At 59.7% G+C, this 21,176-nt stretch carries 16 protein-coding genes; 13 read left to right on the forward strand and 3 right to left on the reverse strand.

Going from position 1 to position 21,176, the window contains the following annotated elements; all coding sequences use genetic code 11:
* Positions 1-153: 153 nt before the first annotated feature.
* Entirely contained in the window at positions 154-1,071 is a 918-nt protein-coding gene (locus LOY31_RS14365) for a LysR family transcriptional regulator (protein WP_258713577.1), read from the reverse strand.
* Between the two features lie 270 nt (positions 1,072-1,341).
* Here LOY31_RS14365 and LOY31_RS14370 point away from each other — a divergent pair, with 270 nt between their 5' ends.
* The 4 genes from LOY31_RS14370 (at position 1,342) to pgm (ending at position 7,569) form a co-directional block, all read left to right on the forward strand.
* A complete protein-coding gene (locus tag LOY31_RS14370) occupies positions 1,342-2,364 on the forward strand; it encodes a zinc-dependent alcohol dehydrogenase family protein (RefSeq protein ID WP_007954559.1) in 1,023 nt (340 codons plus the stop codon).
* 547 nt (positions 2,365-2,911) lie between these two features.
* Positions 2,912-4,366 carry a hypothetical protein gene (locus LOY31_RS14375; protein ID WP_258713578.1) on the forward strand — a complete coding sequence of 485 codons (1,455 nt, stop codon included), beginning with the start codon at positions 2,912-2,914 and terminating at the stop codon, positions 4,364-4,366.
* 49 nt (positions 4,367-4,415) lie between these two features.
* The gene (locus tag LOY31_RS14380) at positions 4,416-5,846 is read left to right on the forward strand and encodes a PLP-dependent aminotransferase family protein (protein ID WP_085603773.1); all 1,431 of its coding nucleotides are present in this window, start codon (positions 4,416-4,418) and stop codon (positions 5,844-5,846) included.
* 76 nt (positions 5,847-5,922) lie between these two features.
* On the forward strand, positions 5,923-7,569 hold the full coding sequence (gene pgm, locus LOY31_RS14385) for a phosphoglucomutase (alpha-D-glucose-1,6-bisphosphate-dependent) (protein ID WP_192561059.1): 1,647 nt from the start codon (positions 5,923-5,925) through the stop codon (positions 7,567-7,569).
* 61 nt (positions 7,570-7,630) lie between these two features.
* Here pgm and LOY31_RS14390 read toward each other — a convergent pair whose 3' ends face one another.
* Positions 7,631-8,326 (reverse strand): pirin family protein, encoded by a 696-nt coding sequence (locus LOY31_RS14390; RefSeq protein ID WP_085603767.1) that lies wholly within the window; start codon positions 8,324-8,326, stop codon positions 7,631-7,633.
* Positions 8,327-8,604: 278 nt separating this feature from the next.
* Here LOY31_RS14390 and LOY31_RS14395 point away from each other — a divergent pair, with 278 nt between their 5' ends.
* Entirely contained in the window at positions 8,605-11,079 is a 2,475-nt protein-coding gene (locus LOY31_RS14395) for a UvrD-helicase domain-containing protein (protein ID WP_258713579.1), read from the forward strand.
* A gap of 58 nt (positions 11,080-11,137) precedes the next feature.
* Here the strand turns inward: LOY31_RS14395 and LOY31_RS14400 are convergent, their stop codons facing one another.
* Positions 11,138-11,410 (reverse strand): DUF1652 domain-containing protein, encoded by a 273-nt coding sequence (locus LOY31_RS14400; protein ID WP_011334086.1) that lies wholly within the window; start codon positions 11,408-11,410, stop codon positions 11,138-11,140.
* Positions 11,411-11,673: 263 nt separating this feature from the next.
* On the opposite strand from LOY31_RS14400, the gene LOY31_RS14405 reads away from it, so the two are divergent.
* The 8 genes from LOY31_RS14405 (at position 11,674) to LOY31_RS14440 (ending at position 21,176) form a co-directional block, all read left to right on the forward strand.
* Positions 11,674-12,489: an AraC family transcriptional regulator gene (locus LOY31_RS14405; RefSeq protein WP_085603761.1), complete on the forward strand. Its 816-nt coding sequence runs from the start codon at positions 11,674-11,676 to the stop codon at positions 12,487-12,489.
* A 51-nt stretch (positions 12,490-12,540) separates the two neighbouring features.
* On the forward strand, positions 12,541-13,947 hold the full coding sequence (locus LOY31_RS14410) for an FAD-binding oxidoreductase (protein ID WP_085603757.1): 1,407 nt from the start codon (positions 12,541-12,543) through the stop codon (positions 13,945-13,947).
* 29 nt (positions 13,948-13,976) lie between these two features.
* Entirely contained in the window at positions 13,977-14,321 is a 345-nt protein-coding gene (locus LOY31_RS14415) for a cupin domain-containing protein (protein WP_011334089.1), read from the forward strand.
* Positions 14,322-14,377: 56 nt separating this feature from the next.
* Positions 14,378-15,463, forward strand: coding sequence for a polyamine ABC transporter substrate-binding protein (locus tag LOY31_RS14420; RefSeq protein ID WP_085603755.1), 1,086 nt, complete (start codon positions 14,378-14,380; stop codon positions 15,461-15,463).
* Positions 15,464-15,849: 386 nt separating this feature from the next.
* On the forward strand, positions 15,850-17,316 hold the full coding sequence (locus tag LOY31_RS14425) for a serralysin family metalloprotease (protein WP_007954582.1): 1,467 nt from the start codon (positions 15,850-15,852) through the stop codon (positions 17,314-17,316).
* A gap of 93 nt (positions 17,317-17,409) precedes the next feature.
* Complete coding sequence (locus LOY31_RS14430) at positions 17,410-17,838, forward strand: protease inhibitor Inh/omp19 family protein (protein ID WP_258713580.1); 429 nt, start codon at positions 17,410-17,412, stop codon at positions 17,836-17,838.
* A 204-nt stretch (positions 17,839-18,042) separates the two neighbouring features.
* The gene (locus LOY31_RS14435; RefSeq protein ID WP_258713581.1) at positions 18,043-19,830 is read left to right on the forward strand and encodes a type I secretion system permease/ATPase; all 1,788 of its coding nucleotides are present in this window, start codon (positions 18,043-18,045) and stop codon (positions 19,828-19,830) included.
* Entirely contained in the window at positions 19,827-21,176 is a 1,350-nt protein-coding gene (locus LOY31_RS14440; RefSeq protein WP_127798103.1) for an HlyD family type I secretion periplasmic adaptor subunit, read from the forward strand. Before LOY31_RS14435 ends, LOY31_RS14440 begins: the two co-directional genes overlap by 4 nt.

Below are 21,176 nucleotides of genomic sequence, written 5' to 3' on the forward strand. Positions count from 1 at the left end.
CAATCACCTTGATGGTGTTCGAAATAGCGAAGGGGACGGGTGTCTGTATACGTGCAGCACGCATGGAATTTACCGTCCCTGGAAATTTCGTCGCGAAGAATGCCGCAAGCCACTGCCACATTCAACAATCTCTATAACTCGTTATGGCAAAGGCTATGCCAGGCTATCCGGATCCCCAAAAAACATCTGAATCCGCGACCGCAACCACCGCTCCCCCGGGTCGTTATCCTGCGACCCCCGCCAAGCCATATGCAGTTCAAACGTGCGCGTCGGCAACGGTGGATCTTCCGCGCGAAGACCACCAGCCGCCGTCAGCGCGTCCGCCGTGTAATCGGGGACGGTCGCGACGATGTCGGTGCCCGCCAGCAGCGTACCCAATCCGTTGAACTGCGGCACCGCCAGGACCACATGGCGTTTACGCTCGAGCTTTTCCAGCTCTTCATCGACGAAACCACTGAGGTCGCCCGCAAACGACACCAGCGCATGCGGTCGGGCGCAGTAATCGTCCAGGCTCAACGGCCCCGGCACAGTATCGGCGCGCAGCAATTTGGGTGCGCTGCGGCGCAGGACCTTGCGTTTGGCGTTGGCCGGCAGGTCGGTGGTGTAGCTGACGCCGATGGAGATTTCGCCGGAGGCGAGCAGGCCGGGCATCAGGATGTAGTTGACGCGGCGCACCACCAGCACGATGCCGGGGGCTTCGGCGCGGAGGCGTTTGAGCAGCATTGGCAGCAACGCGAATTCCACGTCGTCCGACAGGCCGATGCGAAATACCGAAGTGCTGGTCGCCGGGTCGAATTCCGCTGCGCGGCTGACGGCCGTCGAAATCGAGTCGAGGGCCGGGGAGAGCAGGGCGAAGATTTCCACCGCGCGGGCGGAAGGCTCCATGCTGCGCCCGGTGCGCACAAACAAGGGGTCGTCGAACAGGCCGCGCAGGCGTGAAAGCGCCGCGCTGATCGCTGGCTGGCCGAGAAACAGCTTCTCCGCCGCACGGGTCACGCTGCGCTCATGCATCAGCGTTTCGAACACGATCAACAGGTTGAGGTCGACACGACGCAGGTCATTACGATTCATCTGGAGTCCTGGCAGAGTCATCAAGCTTGACGAGAGCGACCATATGAGAACAATGGCCGGCATGAATCTTACGGGGAAAGGCTGGTAGTCTGCACCGGGTAATTCAGCTTTACTGAGAAGGCGGCAGCAGTTTTTTCATGGATTTTCTCAATGCTGACCATGCTGCGGAATCAATGACAGGCATGTCGACTATTAATAGCCACTGATAGTCTTGGCTGGAAAGCCCAGATAGAGTTCATGGCATTAGAGGTTACTTTGACGAGGTTTGCGATGTCCCGCACGATCCGTTTTCACAAGTTTGGTCCAGCCGAGGTGCTCAAATGCGAAGAGCATGCGGCTGCTCAGCCAGGTCCTGGCGAAGTGCAGGTGCGTGTCGAGGCGATCGGCATCAGCTGGTATGACACGCTCTGGCGCCAGAATCTGGCGTCGTCCCAGGCGCGTCTGCCTTCCGGCCTCGGTCATGAAATGGCCGGCGTGGTCACGGCCATCGGCGACGGCGTCGAAGATCTGGCCGTGGGCGACAAGGTGGCCAGCTTCCCGGCCGAGAGCCCCAATGATTATCCGGTCTACGGCGAACTGATCGTTCTGCCGCGCACCGCGCTGACCCGTTATCCCGACGTGCTCAGCCCGATTGAAGCCAGCGTGCATTACACGCCGCTGTTGATCGCCTATTTCGGTTACGTTGATCTGGCACGGGTCAAACCCGGGCAGTTCGCCCTGGTGACCGACGCCAGCCACTGTGCCGGTCCGTCCTTCGTCCAGTTGGGCAAGGCGCTGGGTGTGCGGGTGATTGCTGCCACCAAAACGGCGGAGGAGCGTGAGTACCTGCTGTCTCTCGGTGCCGAGAAAGTGATCGTCACCGAAGAAGAAGACCTGTTGATGCGGATCAACAAGATCACCGACAACCGCGGTGTCGACGTGGTGTTCGACGGTCTCGGCGGGCCACAGATGTCGCTGCTCGGCGATGTACTGGCACCGCGTGGCAGCCTGGTGCTGTACGGCCTGCAGGGCGGCAACCAGACGCCATTCCCGGCCTGCGCAGCGTTCCAGAAGAACATTCAGTTCTTCGTGCATTGCATCGGCAACTTCACCGGCAAGCCGGAGCTCGGCATCGTTCAGGATCACGTAGCCTTGCAGCGTGCCTTGCGTGATATCAACCAGCTCACTGCCGACCGTGTGCTGCTGCCGCTAAAAACGCGTGTGTTTCCGTTCAACGAGTTTGTCGAAGCTCACCGCTACATGGACGAGTGCCCATGCCGCGAGCGGGTTGCCCTGCAAATCGAAACTGCCTGACCCTTCCAATCAGAGTCCGTGGCCCCACGGACTCTTGTGCGTTTAATCCTTCAGATATCGAGAAACCCCTGGGCCAGACGCCTGGGGACGTTCAGCAACTGAACTGGTTTTTGCTCTCGATCTGTATCTTCTAATTGCCCTCCAGACCCTGATAATTGAATGACTACTTTCATCTCAAGGAATGAGCTATGTCTGTGCATTCTATTTGTTCTGTGCAGTATCAAACGGCTGTTTATCATCGCACCTCAAACTTCTGTTTAAAGTTTGTAGGGCTGCCATGTAATCCCTTCTTTTTTTCTTGTGCTCATTATGTGCAGGGGCTTGTAAGAAGTTTCCTAGGAAAATTCTGCCTTGCGAGGAGTCCAGCAGCGACGGGGCTTTCAGCCATGTCGCTCGTGATTCTTGAATGCCATGCGCTCAACTGTTTCAAATAACTACAAAAACATAAGTGTTAGCATTTAAGCGTCTATTAATTAATGAAGAATGATTGCGCGTCCGCCATTTTCGGCCGCGCGATATAAAACCTTTGATACCGGGTGAAGTACTGATGAGCACGATCCATGATCAGGCAATGAACTATGTCTACCAGCAAGTTCTGCAACGACTGCTGAGTTTCTTTTCCCGGGCCGAGCGCACGGCATTGCAGCTGTTGATCCAGCGTCTGGCGGTCGCTGCCGGGGGCATGGATCGCATCGGTGAATTCAAGGTGTTGGTGATTCAATCCGGCACACGCGACTGTTGCTACAGCCTGGCCCTGTTGCGCGCGGCGCAGTTGAGCATCGCCGGCCGCGCACCTGCCACATTTCAGTTGAGGGTCGCGACCCTGCGGTGCAACGGCGTACCGGCTTCGGCGTTGCACAACCTGCATCGCAGTTTCAGCGCACTGTTTCTGCATGATGACCCGAGGGTCGAGTTGTTGATGGTCGATCATCGGGAAATCCTGCCTTTCAACCATCTGGCGCCCATCTGCGATGAAGGGCGCGAGGCCGGCAGACTCGACCTGCTGATGGTGGGGCATCGCCGTGAATGGGATGAGGATCTGACATTGTGGGATGACCAGTATCTGACCACCGCTGAGTTCTATGGCCAGGTCGCCCGATGGAGCAACGGTGTCGATGCCTTGATCAGCAGCGACAACGCGCGCCGTCAGGAGCAGTTTCTCGATGGTCTGGACAGGGCAGTGCGCAAGGTCGGGATTGGCGAGTTGTCGCGAAAGGGCGGCGGGTTCGATGAGCTGTTCAGTCTGCTCGACAGCCTCGGCGGCGATTGTTATCGCGAACTCTACTCGCAAGACGATCGGGTGCCTTGGCGCCCCCTCGGCGAGTTCGAAGCCTGTCGTCGCACCAGCTATATCGGTATTGACGATATGGTCGTCGGCAAAATGGAGGAACGCTGGCCCTTGCTCAGCGATTTCCTCGGGTTTCAGGCCGACGATCTGATGCTTGAAGCGCGCACCGGCGAGTGCGCTGATCCCCTGGTCGGCGCCTACCTGAAAGGGTTGCAGGCCAGTTACACCGAAGGCCGGACCTATGAGACCGGCGTATCGGACTATCTGCAGCAATGCTTGGCGACGATGCGCCGCAGAAACACGCCAGAGCAGGTTTGCGAACGTTTTGTCTCCACATTCGGCAACTCTTGCGATCTAGCCGAGCAACGGTCGCTGGCAGCGTCGTCCCTGCAAAAGAATCTCGGCCTCAACGAGTCGCAACTGGTGTGTCTCCTGTTCGCTCCCTTCAACGATGCCGGTGCCGGCCTTGAGCGATTCCTGCGCACCTGTCATCCGGGGATGCTGGTCGCCATGCCGGACCTGCACCGCGCCATGCAGGGCCTGCACGCACCGGAGCAGGTCTTGCAATGGATGACCGATGTCAGCGGCTTGCCACTGCGACTGATCTGCCGGTTGTATGCAATGGGGGCTGTCCGGACAGGCGAGCACGTCGCACAAGCGCAGGAGTTGCCCGAGCGCGAGGTGACTCTTGGCGACCGCTCGGCGGAAGGTTGAATGGGATTTTGCTGCCCGATCACACGGACGTCTCAGCGGACGTACCCTCATGAGTGAGCCGAGAGAATCTGATTTTGCCTACCAGGCTGTCTATCGCTACCTGACGCAACTGATCAGCGAGCCGGGCAACCAGGGAGCGATTCGACTGCCATCGTTGAGGCAACTGGCCGAGCGGTTGAACGTGTCGATCTCGACCATTCAATACGCCTACGCACTGCTGGAGAAAGAAGGCCGGGTCTATTCCGTAGCCAAATCCGGATATTTCGCGCAGCCTGCATCGTCGTTCATGCCGCCCGGACGCGGCGGTGATTTGCTGGAAACGGTGTACGTCAATGCCAGATGCACTGGCATGCAGGTATTGAGCGCCGATGAGCCGGCGTCGATCCAGCCTCTCGATCGTCCGTTGCTGATGCTTGAACGAGAGCTGTTGCGCCAGTATCCCCGGCACCTGCAAACGCCGGCCCAGCCTTGCGGCGAGCTGGAGTTGCGCACGCTGCTGGCGGCCCGCTACACGTCATCGGCTGCCCATTGCTGGCACGCTGAAGATGTCTACATCGGTGCCGATCTGCGAGGAGTGCTGGAAATCCTGATCGCCGTCCTTGAGTTGCGCCACGCAACCGTGGTGATCGAATCGCCGTGTGACTGGATGATCCTGCGCTTGTTTCAGTCCGCCGAGGTTCAGGTGATCGAGTTGCCGCTGCAGCCAGACGGGGCATTCGATCCGCAGAAACTCCAGAGACTGCTTGAAAGCGAGCGGGTCCGATTGATCCTGCTGTCCTCCCGATTGAACATGCCCCACGGGAGTCGTATCCCGCCGGCCAGCCGTGAGGCCATTGCGCATTTGCTGCTGAGTCATGGCACCTGGTTGCTGGAAAATGACTGCCACGGCGACTTGCTGGACGACGCCGAAGGGGAGCCGCTGCGCGAGTTGGTGGATCCCGACCGTCTGCTGGTGTTTTCCATGTTCGAAAAAATCATCGGGGTCGAAGCCCCCTACGGTTTTGTCCTGTCGCGGCAATGGCGCGCGGACCTGCAGCGTCACTTTCTGTTGCGTTCGTTTCGCCTTTCACCAATCCGCCAGAAAGCGATTGCACGACTCTATGCGAGCGGGCGGGTCGACCAGCATCTGCCGATGCTCAAGCGCTTGCTCAAGGAGCGCCGGACTCAATGGATCAATTTGATACGCGAACGTCTGGGGGACATTCTGCACGTCATCGAACCTGAGGGCGGTGCGACGATCTGGCTGCATTCTGCGCGCCCGGTCGTGATGGACGCGGTGTTTCAGCGGCTGCTCAAGCAACATGTGCTGATTGCGCCGGGGGAGTTGTTCAGCCTCAGAGGGTTGCACGCGCAGCACATGCGTTTGAGCGCGATTGGTGGCACGGAACACGAGTTGTTAAGACTTGTCGGACTGCTTGGGGATGCGTTGCGACTGGCTCCGCGGACAGATGCGCGAAAACACTCGGCTTGTACGCAATAGACCCCATCGCACTCCGGACAAACTGCCAGTAAACTCCGGTGTAATTTCCTGAACCACTCTATTTCAGAGGTTTTGCATGACACTCAGTCCTTTTGCGGGCAAACCGGCACCGGCAGAATTGTTGGTCGACATCCCGCGACTGGTTACGGCGTATTACACCGGTCAACCCGACGCCTCGGTTTCCACCCAGCGCGTGGCGTTCGGCACCTCCGGGCACCGGGGCAGTTCCTTTGATTTGAGTTTCAACGAGTGGCACGTTCTGGCCATCAGCCAGGCGATCTGCCTGTATCGCGAAGCCCAGGGCATCACCGGGCCGCTGTTCGTCGGCATCGACACGCATGCGCTGTCGACCCCGGCCGGGGCGAGCGCCCTGGAAGTACTGGCGGCAAACGGCGTGACCGTTATGATCGCCGAAGGCGATGAATACACGCCGACCCCGGCGGTTTCTCACGCCATCCTTTGCTACAACCGTGGTCGCACCACGGGGCTTGCCGACGGCATCGTCATCACCCCGTCGCACAACCCGCCACAAAGCGGCGGCTACAAGTACAACCCAACCAACGGCGGCCCGGCCGACACTCACATCACCAAGTGGATCGAAGCCAAGGCCAACGAACTGCTGGCCAACAAACTGGCCGGCGTCAAACGCATCAGCTACGAGCAGGCGCTCAAGGCCGAAACTACCCACCGTCACGACTACGTCAACACTTACGTGGCCGACCTGATCAACGTCATCGACTTCGATGCCATTCGCGGCGCCAAACTGCGCCTGGGTGTCGATCCGCTGGGCGGAGCAGGGGTGCGCTACTGGTCGGCGATTGCCGAGCACTATCGTCTTGACCTGGACGTGGTGAACAAGGAAGTCGACTCGACGTTCCGCTTCATGACCGTCGACTGGGACGGGCAGATCCGCATGGACCCATCGTCCAGCCATGCCATGCAAGGCCTGATCGGTCTGAAAGAGCGCTTTGACGTGGCGTTCGCCTGCGACCCGGATCACGACCGTCACGGCATCGTCACACCGTCCGGTGGCCTGCTGGCACCGAACAACTACCTGGCGGTATCGATCGACTACCTGTTCCAGAATCGTCCGCAATGGCGTGCCGACGCAGCCGTGGGTAAAACCGTGGTCAGCAGCGGTCTGATCGATCGTGTGGCCAAGCGTCTGGGCCGTCGTCTGTACGAAGTGCCGGTCGGCTTCAAATGGTTCGCCGATGGTCTGTTCGACGGCTCGCTGGGTTTTGGCGGCGAAGAAAGCGCCGGTGCCTCGTTCCTGCGCAAGGACGGCGGTGTCTGGAGCACTGACAAGGACGGTCTGATTCCAGCCCTGCTGGCTGCTGAAATGACCGCCCGTACCGGCCGCGACCCAAGCCAGGCCTATCGTGCGTTGACCGATGAGCTGGGCGAGCCGTTCTCGGTGCGTGTCGACGCCAAGGCCAATCCGGAACAGAAAGCGCTGCTGAGCAAACTGTCGCCGGAGCAGGTCACCTCGACCGAACTGGCGGGCGAGAAGATCCAGAGCATTCTCAGCAAGGCTCCAGGCAACGATCAGGCCATCGGCGGTCTGAAAGTGATGACCGAAAACGGCTGGTTCGCTGCACGTCCGTCGGGCACCGAAGACATCTACAAGATCTACGCCGAAAGCTTCATCGGCGACGACCACCTCAAGCAACTGGTGGCCGAAGCGCAAACCCTGGTAGACGGTGCGATCAGCACCAAATAAATCCAGACGACGGAAAAGGGCGACCCTGAGGTCGCCCTTTTTTGTGCCCGCAATTCGCCCGTCAGGCCAGATCCACCAACACGATCTCGCTGTCTTCCAGCGCCGTGACGGTCAACACCTGTTCATCAGCCACCGCCACACCGTCTCGAGCTTGTGCACGCAAGCCATTGACTTCAATGACGCCCGTAGCCGGAACCAGATACGCCCGGCGTCCGGCATCGAGACGATATTCAGCGGTTTCCCCGGCCTTGATATTGGCCGCCACCAAACGCGCGTTGGCGCGGATGCGCAGGCTTTGATCGTCACCGTCTTTGCCGCTGGCGAGGGTCACGAAACCTTCGCGGTCGCCTTTCGGGAACGGTTTGGCGCCCCAGGACGGTGGTGCGCCGGTTTCGGTCGGCAGAATCCAGATCTGGAAGATCTTGGTGTCCGTGGCTTCCAGGTTGTATTCGCTGTGGGCGATCCCGGTGCCGGCGCTCATGACCTGCACGTCGCCAGCCTCGGTGCGGCCCTTGTTGCCCAGGTTGTCCTGGTGGCTGATCGCACCTTCACGCACGTACGTGATGATTTCCATGTCGCGGTGCGGGTGAGTAGGGAAGCCCGTGCCGGCGGCAATGATGTCGTCGTTCCACACGCGCAGGTTGCCCCAGCTCATGCGTTGCGGATCGTAGTACTCGGCGAACGAAAAATGGTGATGGGCATCCAACCAGCCGTGATGGGCGCCGCCCAGCGAGCTGAAAGGTCTGAGTTCAAGCATGATCGTCTCCTCAAAAGGTTCGTCATGGGGCGTGATGCCTGAGCCATGAAGCGAGACCGGTGATTGATGGCAGGCATCATCTATCAGTCAATCATCGATAAAAAGCGTAAAAAGTGCGGCATTCCCATCGAATCGATTGATATGAAAAAAGCTCGAAATCGTCTCATCCCACCTTCAGTTCATCGTCTAAACCAATGACCTGTAAGCATTTCGCTAGAACAAAAAAGCAAATGCAGACACCATAGCCCTCAACAGCCTCACATCCGGAGTCCGTCAGCGTGGCGCAACACACCCCCGATCTTCCTCCCGAACTTCGTCCCCTGGCCGAGATGCCCTGGTTCAAACGCCTGGCGGCGCGTTTCCTTGGCCATGGTCTGACGCAACTGCGCGCCCAGCACCGGGCTTCGTGGCTGCACGGTCAGGCCGACGGCTTTCGCAGCGGGCATACCGCCGGCGTGGATTACGGGTACAAGGAAGGCAAGGCCGACGGGCTGGAAGAGGGCCGCCAGGTCTTGTTGATCCGCGACAGCCGCAATACCGAGCATCGCCCGCCGGGTATCGACAATCACCTGTTCGACGACTGGCGCCTGCCACTCAGCGCAGAGCTGAAGAAGCGCATGAAAGCCGACGTCGCGCGTCTGTTGCCGGCCCATGCCCAGCCAAGCGTGGCGCAATGGAAGATGATTTTCAGCGATACCCCGTCCACCTCGGTGATTGCCGGCGCCGGAGCCGGCAAGTCGACCACGCTGGTGCTGCGGATCCTGCTGCTGACTCACTACCTGGGATTTGAGCTGGATTCGATGACCGTGGTGACGTTCACCCGCGAGTCGCGCAAGGACTTCATCAACAAGCTGATCGAACTGTTCGCGTTGTGGGGCCGGGCACTGAGTCAGAAAGACGCGCGGGATCTGGTGCGTACCTTCCACTCGCGGATCTTGCCGATGGTTCGCAGTTTGCCGGGGTTCGAGCGCTTGCAGGCATTCGAAAACCTCAGCCACCGCGCGCAGGGTGGGGACGAGGACGTCGACAGCAATCCGTTCGATCTGCGCATCAACGACGCGCAACGCCAGCAGCTAAACGCCTGCTACCACCGGCTCTACAAAGAAGACCCGCGCTTTGCGCAACTGATCCAGCCGTTGTCTCGGCACGCCTTGCAGCTCAAGGAGCTGGAACGCGATCACCCGGACGTGCAAAAGCGCGTCGCTGTAACGGAGCTGGCAGCTCGCCGCGATGAAGAGCTGTGCGACATGATCGAAGACATGTGGCTTCGCGCCGGCGCCTGGCCGATCAAGGGCATCGAACCGAGCCGCCAGACATTCGAAATCAACGGCGCGTCCTTCCATTGCCACGGCTACATTCCGAGCCTGGACGCTTGGGTCGTGCTGGGCTTCGATCCACGGGAAAATCCGCAGGTCTGCCGTCCCAACGCCAAGCTGACGGTGCGTGCAGAGTGGGCGGTCAAGCGCACCCTGTTTCAAGCTTTCTGTCGCAAACCATTGATTTGGCTGGATAGTTACGAGTCATCAAGGCGTCTATTGGCCACACTGGCAGGTGATGTCAGCGCCGGCCCCGGCTTCGACCACAAGGTCAAGGGTGAGCTGGCGTCCGCGCCATTGCTCGACTGTTTTGTCGCCGCCGCAGGCTTCATCGAGAACCTGGGCCTGGATGTGCCGGACGCCGTTGGCCGCATGAGTTTCGCCAAGGACGATCCGGACCGGTTTTTCTTCGAAGCCTTGAGCCTGTTCTGGCGAGCGCTGGAAGACCATTTGCTGGATCAGAAGCCGCCGGTCATGACCTACAACCGCATGTTCGCGCTGTTCAGCGAGCATTCGCCGGAAAACTTCAAGCTGCTCAGCGATGAGTTGCTGCGGCCGATGTCGCACCTGATGGTCGATGAGTTTCAGGACGTTTCGCCGCAGATCGTCTCGTGGATTCGCGCCAGCCTCTCGGAAATCCGCAGTCGCGGCCCGGCCATGCACGTTGGACGAGGCGCGCAGAGATCATCGCTGCTTTGCGTAGGCGATGACTGGCAATCGATCTACGGCTGGCGCGGCAGTTCGCCGAGTTACTTCATGGAGTTCAACAAGGAATTCCCGTCGCCGAGCACGACCCGGGTGATGCTCAGCGACAACTATCGCAGCCATCAGCACATCATCGACGCGGCGGAGCACATCGTTTGTGCAGCACCGGCGATCCCGGGCAAGAAGGCCAAGGCCAGCGGCGAGGAGAGGCCGTTGCAGCCAGTCAACGTGCTGGAGCGCGACGATCAGGCGCTCGGCGAGCGCCTGGCAGAACACTATCGAAAGGGCGACTCAATCTTGATGCTCTATCGAAAAAGCAGCGATAAGTTATTGATAGAAAAGCATATTCAGCCTGTAGTTAATGTAGATTCGAGCTTGCCGTACGAGTCCCGTCGACTGAAACAACTGACCTATCACAGCGCCAAAGGCCTGCAGGCCGACGCGGTTTTTCTGCTGGGCGATTGCCAGCACCTGACCAGTTCACCGTACAAGAATCAGGTGTATCGCATGGCCGGACTGGGCAAGGCCGGTGACAGCGAGCCGTATGACAGCGCGCAGAAAGACGAAATCCTGCGCCTGGCCTACGTCGGTATCACCCGTGCAGTCAGCCATTGCTACTGGTATGTCGAGCCGCAGGACACTCAGGCGGTCAACATGCCTCGGGCCTCGGACCGGATCGCCAAAGGCAAACCGTTCTTCGTCGATCATCGTCCGGAAAAGAAAACGGCCTGAATCCAACGCCCATGAAAAAGCCCGCACAAAGCGGGCTTTTTTATTTTAAATCAGCTAGTTACGCGTAACTCTTGAGAGATTCCGGAGGAATGAAAGCCTCCAGTTCGTCCTCGACGGCTTCGATTATTCGTTCCACATCCGCCGCGTTCATCACCGTGGCACAGGGAATGCCGGCGATCGCGATCAGGGTTTCGCCGCTGGCCCGATCGAACAGGCGCGCGACCAGACTGCCCGGCGCATCCATGGTCGCCTCGAAACCCATGGGATGAAAATGCCAGCGCATCAGCTGGCAGGCATTGGGGAACGTGACCTTGCTTGACCCTTTATTCATGTGTTGCCCGCCTTCTTCATCGAGCGCTTCCGTTTGCTCATGGTAGGTGGGAAGAGCCTTCATTGGCCCAACCGGTGATTGCCTTTAAAAGTAGCATCTGGATGTGAAATTCCTGTGAGAATTTTCAGTTCATTTAGCGATTGCGCGGATTTTTTTGATGTAAGTCACGGTCCACCCCAATCGTCGCCAAAGTGCCATTACGACGGGTTGTTGATGCAGGGCCAGAAGTTGGGCAAGCTCGGTTCTTTTCCCAAGAGTCCCTTATGCACGCCGATGATGACGGCCCGGAACAGACTCGGGCTACGGCCGAAACGGTCATGCGCTATCACCTGTGCTGGAAACACCGGGACCTGGATGGCGTGATGGCGCTGTACCACCCGGACATCCAGTACAACGATTTCTTCCAGAACCGCGTGCTCGGCCTCGACGAGTTGCGCGAGTACGTCCGGGTCAGCATGCCGCGCGAGTCCGACGAAGCACTGGAGCACTGCGACCGCATCCGCATCGACGGCAACACCGCCTTCATTCAGTACGAAGTGACGTTGCGTGGCGGCAGCGGGCTGGTGTCGTTTCGTTCCAGCGAAGCGATCACGGTCAAGGATGGACAGATCTGGCGGGTCAACGAATATGCCTCGCTGGTGCGCGAACAGGCCGACAGCACGACGGCAACTAGCCAGCGCCCGGCGGTGAGTCGACTGGGGCTGTCGCCGCGTCAGCTGAGTTTCATGGCCGATGACTTGCAGCAGTATTTTCAGCGTCAGCAGCCCTATCTCGACCCCGAACTCGACCTGCAACGGGTGGCGAAGGAGTGCGGGTACAGCCGCAACCAGATTTCCTATTTGCTGAATCAGGTGCTGGGGCAAAGCTTTTACCGTTACGTCAATCAGGCGCGTCTGCAACATCTATTGCAGTCGCTGAACAACGCCACGCCGCCGTTGCGCATCGATGAACTGGCCTTCGCTGCCGGTTTCAATTCGCTGTCGGCTTTCTATAGCTGCTTTCGCCAGCACACCGGCCAGTCACCCAAGGCCTACGCCAAGCAAATTTCTTTGCGGACACGCGCGCAAGACAATCCCTGAGTTCTGCCTCTAGGATCGACGCCATCGAAACCTGGATTGGCGGAGTCTTGCATGCCGGCGTGGCGCACTATCAGTTTGTGGATGGATCAACTCGACGAGCCGCTGACCGCGCGCCCGTCGCTTGCGCAGGATCTGGACGTCGACGTGGCGATCATCGGCGCCGGTTACACGGGGCTGTGGACTGCGTACTACCTGAAACAACAGGCGCCGAGCCTGAACATCGCCATCATCGAAGCGCAAACTGCCGGGTTCGGCGCGTCAGGTCGCAACGGCGGCTGGTTGATGGGCAATCTGCTGGGCGAGGATCGCCTGCTGGCCGGTCTGTCGCCACAACAACGCCGCGCTTCGTTCGACCTGTTGCACGGCATTCCTGATGAAGTAGAAGTCGTCCTCGAACGCGAAGGCATCGACTGCGATTACCGCAAAGGCGGGGTGCTGTACTGCGCCGCGCGCTATCCCGAACAGGAAGTCAGTCTTCGCGACTACCTGAAGAAACTCCACGCTCAGGGGCTGACCGACGACGATTACCGCTGGCTAAGCCCAGAACAACTGGCGCAGCAGCTGCGCATCGCCAAACCTTACGGCGGCATCTTTGCGCCACATGTGGCGACCATTCACCCGGCGAAACTGGTGCGCGGCCTGGCGCGAACCGTCGAAAGCATGGGGGTGAAGATCTACGAAAACAGCCCGGTGACCCATTGGCAGGCCGGCAGTTTGCGGACCGACAACGCCAGCGTACGCAGCCGCTGGATTGTCCCGGCCATCGAAGGCTATTCCGTCACGCTGCCACCGTTGGGCCGTTATCAATTACCGGTGCAGAGCCTGATCGTCGCCACCGAGCCGTTGTCCGCCGCGACCTGGGACGCAATCGGCCTCAGTCGGGGGCAGGCTTTCAGCGAATTCAGTCGTCAGGTCACTTACGGCCAGCGCAGCGCCGACAACCGGCTGATCTTCGGCGCCCGTGGCGGTTATCAGTTCGCCGGCAAGCTGCGCCACAACTTCGACCTGACCCGCGATGAAGTCGAGCTGCGCCGCTACCTGTTCGGTGAGCTGTTCCCGCAGCTGAAAAACGTCCAGATCACCCACGCCTGGGGCGGCAACCTCGGCATGTCCCGGCATTTCAAACCGCACATGCTCTGCGACCGGGCCAACGGCATCGCGCTGTCCGGCGGCTATGGCGGGGAGGGTGTCGGCGCTTCCAACCTGGGCGGGCGGACGCTTGCGGATCTGATTCTCGAGCGCGACACCGAGCTGACGCATCAGCCGTGGGTGCTGCCCGACGGCGGGATCCACGCGCTGCGGGCCTGGGAGCCGGAACCGTGCCGCTGGCTTGGCTACAACGCGATCATCAAAAGCTTCGTCCACGAAGACCAGACCCTGGCCAACCCGGCGACCGCGCCCTGGCGGCGCAAGCTTGCCAGCCAGGTGGCCGGGTTCATGGAAGGTTTCATGCACTAAACGTTGTTTACTACGAGACAGGTAACGCCATGAGCATCACCCAATTCAAGAACACCGCCACGTTGCAACTGGATGAGTCCAACCCGGTGGCCGTGCCGCTCGGCACGCCGGTGGCGATTGCCTCGACCACCAGCGTCGAGCGCGACGACGGCGTCGAAACCGGCGTCTGGGAATGCACCCCCGGTCGCTGGCGCCGGCAGATCACTGCTCAAGAGTTCTGCCATTTCATTTCCGGTCGCTGCACGTTCACACCGGACGACGGCGGCGAAACCCTGCACATACAAGGTGGCGACGCACTGATGTTGCCGGCCAACACGCTCGGGATCTGGGACATCGAAGAAACCGTGCGCAAGACCTATGTCCTGATTTTCTGACGTTTTGATCCTTTTGATTGCCTGCCAACAACAATAGCCAATACAGGAATCGATCCATGATCCGAAAGACCCTCGCGCTCGCACCCTTGATGCTCGCCGTTTCCCTCGCTCAGGCGGCGGATACGGTCAAGGTTTACAACTGGTCCGACTACATCGCGCCGGACACCGCCAAGAACTTCGAAAAGGCCAGCGGCATTGGCGTCACCTATGACGTCTACGACAGCAACGAAACCCTCGACGGCAAGTTGATGACCGGCAAATCCGGTTACGACGTGGTGTTTCCGTCCAACCACTTCATGGCGCGGCAGATCGAGGGCGGGGCGCTGAAGAAACTCGACAAGAGCCAGTTGCCGAACTGGAAGAACCTCAACCCGGTGTTGCTCAAAGCCTTGCAGACCAACGATCCGGGCAACGAACACGGCTTTCCGTACCTGTGGGGCAGCACCGGCATCGGCTACAACATCGCCAAGGTCAAGGCCGTGCTGGGTGACAATGCGCCAGTGGACTCCTGGGATCTGATCTTCAAACCCGAATACATGGAAAAACTGCAGAAATGCGGCGTAGCCATCCTCGACAACGGCCCGGAACTGCTGCCGGCGGCGCTCAACTACCTGGGTTTGCCGCATCACAGCAAGAACCCCGAGGACTACAAGAAGGCTGAAGCGCTGCTGATGAAAGTGCGGCCATATGTCAGCTACTTCCATTCCTCGAAATACACCAGCGATCTGGCCAACGGCGACATCTGCGTGGCGGTCGGTTTCTCCGGCGACATCCTGCAAGCGGAAAACCGCGCCAAAGAAGCGAAGAACGGCATCGAAATCGGCTACGAGATTCCCAAGGAAGGCGCCGCCATCTGGTTCGACATGGTCGCCATGCCCGCCGACGCACCGGACGAGAAGGCCGGCTACGCGTTCATGAACTACCTGCTGCAGCCCGACGTGATGGCCGGCATCAGCAACTACGTGCACTACGCCAACGGCAACGAACAGGCCGACGGCCTGATCGATCCGGCGATCAAGAACGACACCAAGGTTTATCCGAGCCCGGAAATGATGGGCAAGCTGTTCGCACTGGAAGCGATGCCGCTGAACATCGACCGGATCCGCACGCGGGTGTGGAACAAGATTCGGACTGGCAGCTGAAGAAAACAGGCGAGGGCAGTACAGCCCTCGCCTGATATGTACTGTTGAATCAACTTGATATCAAACCACTGGCATTGCACTGATAAAGTGCAGCAAAGTGAGACGCTGCTAACAAAATACAACTTACCGATATTTAATATTTAAATAAGAAATCGTCAGACAATTAGGCCAATTCACCACACTTACAAACTTCTTTCGGCGGCACGCGCTTTGTTTACGGGAGTTTTCCGGAACAGTTCAATTTGATCTCAAAAAAACGCTAGACGTTAGATTTCAAATTGTGTCAGGTTTCTTACGCCTTCATTGGGCGAGTGATAGGACAATCTCGCCAGAGGTTGTCGCTATCGGACAAAAACTGTTCCATTGCTAAACAAGGAAGTGTGTTTATGTCGAAAGTAAAAGCTAATGCTGTTGATACCGCCGAACAGGCTTTCCAGCTGGGCGCGGCGCCGCAACCTCTGGCAGCGACCAGTACGGCGTATAACCAGATCAATAGCTTCAGCCATCAGTACGATCGTGGCGGCAACCTCACGGTCAATGGCAAACCCTCCTTTTCCGTCGACCAGGCCGCAACCCAGTTGCTGCGCGACGGCGCTGCCTACCAGGACAAGGATGGCAGCGGCAAGATCGAACTCACCTACACGTTCCTGACTTCGGTATCGTCCAGCACGATGAACAAGCACGGGATCACCGGGTTCAGTCAGTTCAGTGCTCAACAGAAAGCCCAGGCCGTGCTCGCCATGCAATCCTGGGCCGACGTGGCCAATGTCACCTTCACCGAGAAAGCCTCGGGCGGTGATGGCCACATGACGTTCGCCAACTACAGCGGTGGTGTGGACGGCGCAGCAGCGTTCGCCTACCTGCCGGGTACCGGTCCGGGTTACGACGGCACTTCGTGGTACTTGATCAACAGCGGTTACACGCAGAACAAGACCCCGGACCTGAACAACTACGGTCGTCAGACCCTGACCCACGAAATCGGCCACACCCTTGGCCTGGCGCATCCGGGCGACTACAACGCCGGCAACGGCAACCCGACCTACAACGACGCGACCTACGGGCAAGACACCCGCGGCTACAGCGTCATGAGCTACTGGAGCGAAAGCAACACCAGCCAGAACTTCAGCAAGGGCGGCGTGGAAGCCTATTCCTCCGGCCCGCTGATGGATGACATCGCAGCGATCCAGAAACTCTACGGCGCCAACATGACCACCCGTACCGGTGACACCACCTACGGCTTCAACTCCAACGCCGGTCGCGATTTCCTCAGCGCCTCGTCGTCGGCCGACAAGCTGGTGTTCTCGGTGTGGGATGCGGGCGGCAAGGACACCTTCGACTTCTCGGGTTTCACCCAGAACCAGAAGATCAACCTCAATGAAGCCTCGTTCTCCGACGTTGGCGGCCTGGTGGGCAACGTGTCCATCGCCAAGGGCGTCACCATCGAGAACGCGATCGGCGGTTCGGGCAACGACCTGCTGATCGGCAACAGCGCGGCCAACGAGCTCAAGGGCGGTGCCGGCAACGACATCATCTGGGGCGCCGGCGGTGCCGACAAGCTGTGGGGCGGCGCGGGTTCGGACACCTTTGTGTTCGCGGCCAGCTCCGACTCTAAGCCGGGTGCGATCGATCAGATCCTCGATTTCGTCAGCGGTCTGGACAAAATCGACCTGACCGGTATCACCAAGGGCGCAGGCCTGCACTTCGTCAGCGCCTTCACCGGCGCGGCGGGTGATGCGGTTCTGACGTCCTCGGGCGGCAACAGCCTGCTGTCGGTGGACTTCTCCGGTCACGGCGTGGCTGATTTCCAGGTCAGCACCGTTGGCCAGGCAGCCACCAGCGACATCGTGGCGTGATGTAACACGGGAAAGCGGCGCGTCATGCGCCGCTTTCTTCACTTGCATCGCCGTGACCGGTAAGCAAGGCTACGTGCCGGAGTGAAATTTCCTATGAACCAATTCGCTTTTACCCGCAAAGCGGCGGCGTATCTGTTGCCGATGCTGATGATGATTTCTGGAGAAACAACCATGGCAAGCAGCCTGAGACTCGAAGCCCCATCGGTATTTGCCGGACAGTGGCAAGCGACCCTGAGCGACCGCAACGACGCTCCAGAGGCCCAGGCTTTGCAGGACAAACCGTCGAACACTTGTCTTATCGACCTTGAAGCCAACCAGACGCTGGGCAACGGTGCCGATTGCCTGAGCGCGTGGCTGCAAGACAGCGCCATCGGCTGGTTCCCCGATCCGGACGGTCTGTCGATCACCGGCAAGGAAGGCTCAAGAATCCAGTTTTTCAGCCGACAACGTGATGGGCTTTATCTGAGCACTTTGAAGTCGGGCCTGGTGATTACACTCAAGCGTGCTGTACAGCAACCTTGATGACCGAAACCGACTGACAGTTTAAATATAAAGCACCCCGTTACAGTTATAAGCCATAGCGCAATAACACGCAGGCCGGTGTTAATCGGCAAAGTTGTTATTGAAGTGTAAGCAAGTACTGGCGGTGTATGTCCCGCACTCAATGCGGACAATTAATTGAAGTCTCGCCAAGCAGGGCGGGAAATACCATTTCAGGAATAATCAATGAAGATGGCGAAGGCCCCAGCCACCGCTCCCTTATTCAAGGCATTGGGTGACTATAAAAGCATTCTGATCAGCGTCGGATGCTTTACCGCACTGATTAACGTGCTGATGCTGGTGCCCTCCATATATATGCTTCAGGTCTATGACCGGGTGCTGTCTTCGCAGAACGAAACCACCCTGGCGATGCTGTCGCTGATGGTCGTCGGTTTCTTCGCCTTCATTGGTCTGCTGGAAGTGGTGCGCAGCTTTATCGTGATCCGCATCGGCAGCCAGCTCGAGCGCCGTTTCAATCTGCGGGTCTATCAGGCGGCGTTCGAGCGCAACCTGTTCAAGGGCGAGGGCAACGCCGGGCAGTCCCTGGGCGACCTGACCCACATTCGCCAGTTCGTCACCGGGCCTGCGCTGTTCGCGTTCTTCGATGCGCCGTGGTTCCCGATCTACCTGTTCGTGATTTACCTGTTCAACGTCTGGCTTGGCGTGCTGGCCACGGCGGGTGCGCTGCTGCTGATCGCGCTGGCGTGCCTGAACGAATACATGACCAAAAAGCCGCTGGGCGAAGCCGCCGGCTTCTCGCAGAAATCCAGCCAATTGGCCACCAGCCACCTGCACAACGCCGAAACCATTCAAGCCATGGGCATGCTCGGCGCCTTGCGCAAACGTTGGTTCCAGGTGCATTCGCGCTTTCTCGGTCTGCAAAATCAGGCCAGCGACACCGGCGCGGTGATCAGCTCGCTGAGCAAGACCCTGCGTCTGTGCCTGCAATCGCTGGTGCTGGGCCTTGGCGCACTGTTGGTGATCAAGGGCGACATGACCGCCGGGATGATGATCGCCGGCTCCATTCTGATGGGCCGGGTGCTGAGCCCGATCGACCAGTTGATTGCCGTGTGGAAGCAGTGGAGCGGCGCGAAGCTGGCTTACCGTCGCCTCGATGCGCTGCTGCAAGCCTTCCCGCCGAGCGATGACGCCATGGCGCTGCCGGCGCCAAAAGGCCAGATCACTTTTGAACAAGTCAGCGCCGGCCCTCCGGGTCAACGTGCTGCGACCCTGCATATGGTCAACTTCAACCTGGCGGCCGGTGAAGTGCTCGGCGTGCTGGGTGCCTCCGGCTCCGGCAAATCAACTCTGGCGCGTGTGCTGGTCGGCGTATGGCCGGCCCTCGGTGGCACGGTGCGCCTGGACGGCGCCGACATCCACCGCTGGAACCGCGATCAGCTCGGCCCGTACGTCGGCTATCTGCCTCAGGACATCGAGCTGTTCAGCGGCAGCATCGCCGAGAACATCGCCCGCTTCAGCGAAGCCGATCCGCAAAAGGTCGTGGCCGCTGCGCAACAGGCCGGCGTGCACGAACTGATCCTGCGCATGCCGCAAGGCTACGACACCCAACTGGGCGAGGACGGCAGCGGTTTGTCCGGCGGCCAGAAACAGCGCGTGGCCCTGGCCCGTGCGCTGTACGGCAACCCGAGCCTGGTGGTGCTGGACGAGCCGAACTCCAACCTCGACACCGTCGGCGAAGCCGCGTTGTCCAGTGCGATTGTGCAACTCAAGGCCCAAGGCACCACCGTGGTGCTGGTGACCCACCGTTCTTCGGTACTGGCCCAGGCCGACAAGCTGCTGGTGCTCAACGACGGTCGCCTGCAAGCCTTCGGCCCGAGCCACGATGTGCTCAAGGCGCTGTCCGCAAACCAGCCCGGCAACCCATCACAACAAAATGAAAAACCTGCGCAAGCACCGGCCGGGCTCAGCATGAGCCGACAGTATCAGCCGACGACAAGGAATTCGGGTGTATGAGCAGCGCGAGCATGAACACGCAAAACGAAGCAAACATGGAACACGCGTACATCACCGAACGCCCGGAGCGCGATGCGAAGTTCTTCGCCCGCATGGGCTGGATTCTGGCGCTGGTCGGTGCCGGCAGTTTCTTCACCTGGGCGGCATTGGCGCCGCTGGATCAAGGGATCCCGGTACAAGGCACCGTCGTTGTATCGGGCAAGCGCAAGGCCGTGCAGTCGATGAGCAGCGGCGTGGTCAGCCGGATTCTGGTACGCGAAGGCGAAATCGTGAAACAGGGCCAGCCGCTGTTCCGCCTCGACCAGACCCAGGTCGCCGCCGACGTGCAATCGCTGCAGGCGCAATACCGCATGGCCTGGGCCAGCCTCGCACGTTGGCAGGCCGAGCGTGACAACCTCAAGCAAGTGACCTTCCCGGCAGAACTGAGCGACAACGCCGATCCGCGCCTGGCGCTGGTACTGGAAGGCCAGCGGCAATTGTTCAGCAGCCGCCGCGAAGCGTTCTCCCGCGAGCAAGCCGCACTGCGCGCCAGTATCGAAGGCGCCACCGCGCAACTGGCAGGCATGCGCCGCGCGCGTACCGACCTCAACGCGCAGGCTGACTCGCTGCAACAGCAGTTGAGCAACCTGCAACCGCTGGCCGACAACGGCTACATCCCGCGCAACCGCTTGATGGAATACCAGCGTCAGCTGTCGCAGGTTCAGCAGCAACTGGCCGAGAACACCGGCGAAAGTGGCCGAGTGGAGCAGGGCATCCTTGAGTCCCGCCTGAAGCTGCAACAGCACGGTGAGGAATACCAGAAGGAAGTCCGCACCCAGCTGGCCGACGCGCAACTGAAAAGCGTCACGCTGTCCGAGCAACTGACTTCCGCCGGTTTCGACCTGCAACACAGCGAAATCCTCGCCACCGCCGACGGCGTGGCAGTCAACCTCGGCGTGCACACCGAAGGCGCCGTGGTGCGTCAGGGCGAAACCCTGCTGGAAATCGTCCCGCAGGGCACGCGCCTGGAAGTCGAAGGGCACCTGCCGATCAACCTGATCGACAAGGTCGGTACGCACTTGCCGGTCGACATCCTGTTCACCGCGTTCAACCAGAGCAAGACGCCACGGGTTCCCGGCGAAGTCAGCCTGATTTCCGCCGACCAGATGGTCGACGAGAAAACCGGCGTGCCGTACTACGTGCTGCGCAGCAGCGTCAGCGATCAGGCCATGGAAAAACTCAACGGTCTGGTGATCAAACCCGGCATGCCGGCGGAAATGTTCGTGCGCACTGGCGAACGTTCACTCCTCAACTACCTGTTCAAGCCGCTGCTCGACCGCGCCGGTTCCGCGTTGACCGAAGAATAA

Origin of the sequence: Pseudomonas sp. B21-021 (genome assembly GCF_024749205.1) — a bacterium.
GTDB classification, from domain to species: Bacteria; Pseudomonadota; Gammaproteobacteria; order Pseudomonadales; family Pseudomonadaceae; genus Aquipseudomonas; species Aquipseudomonas paraglycinae.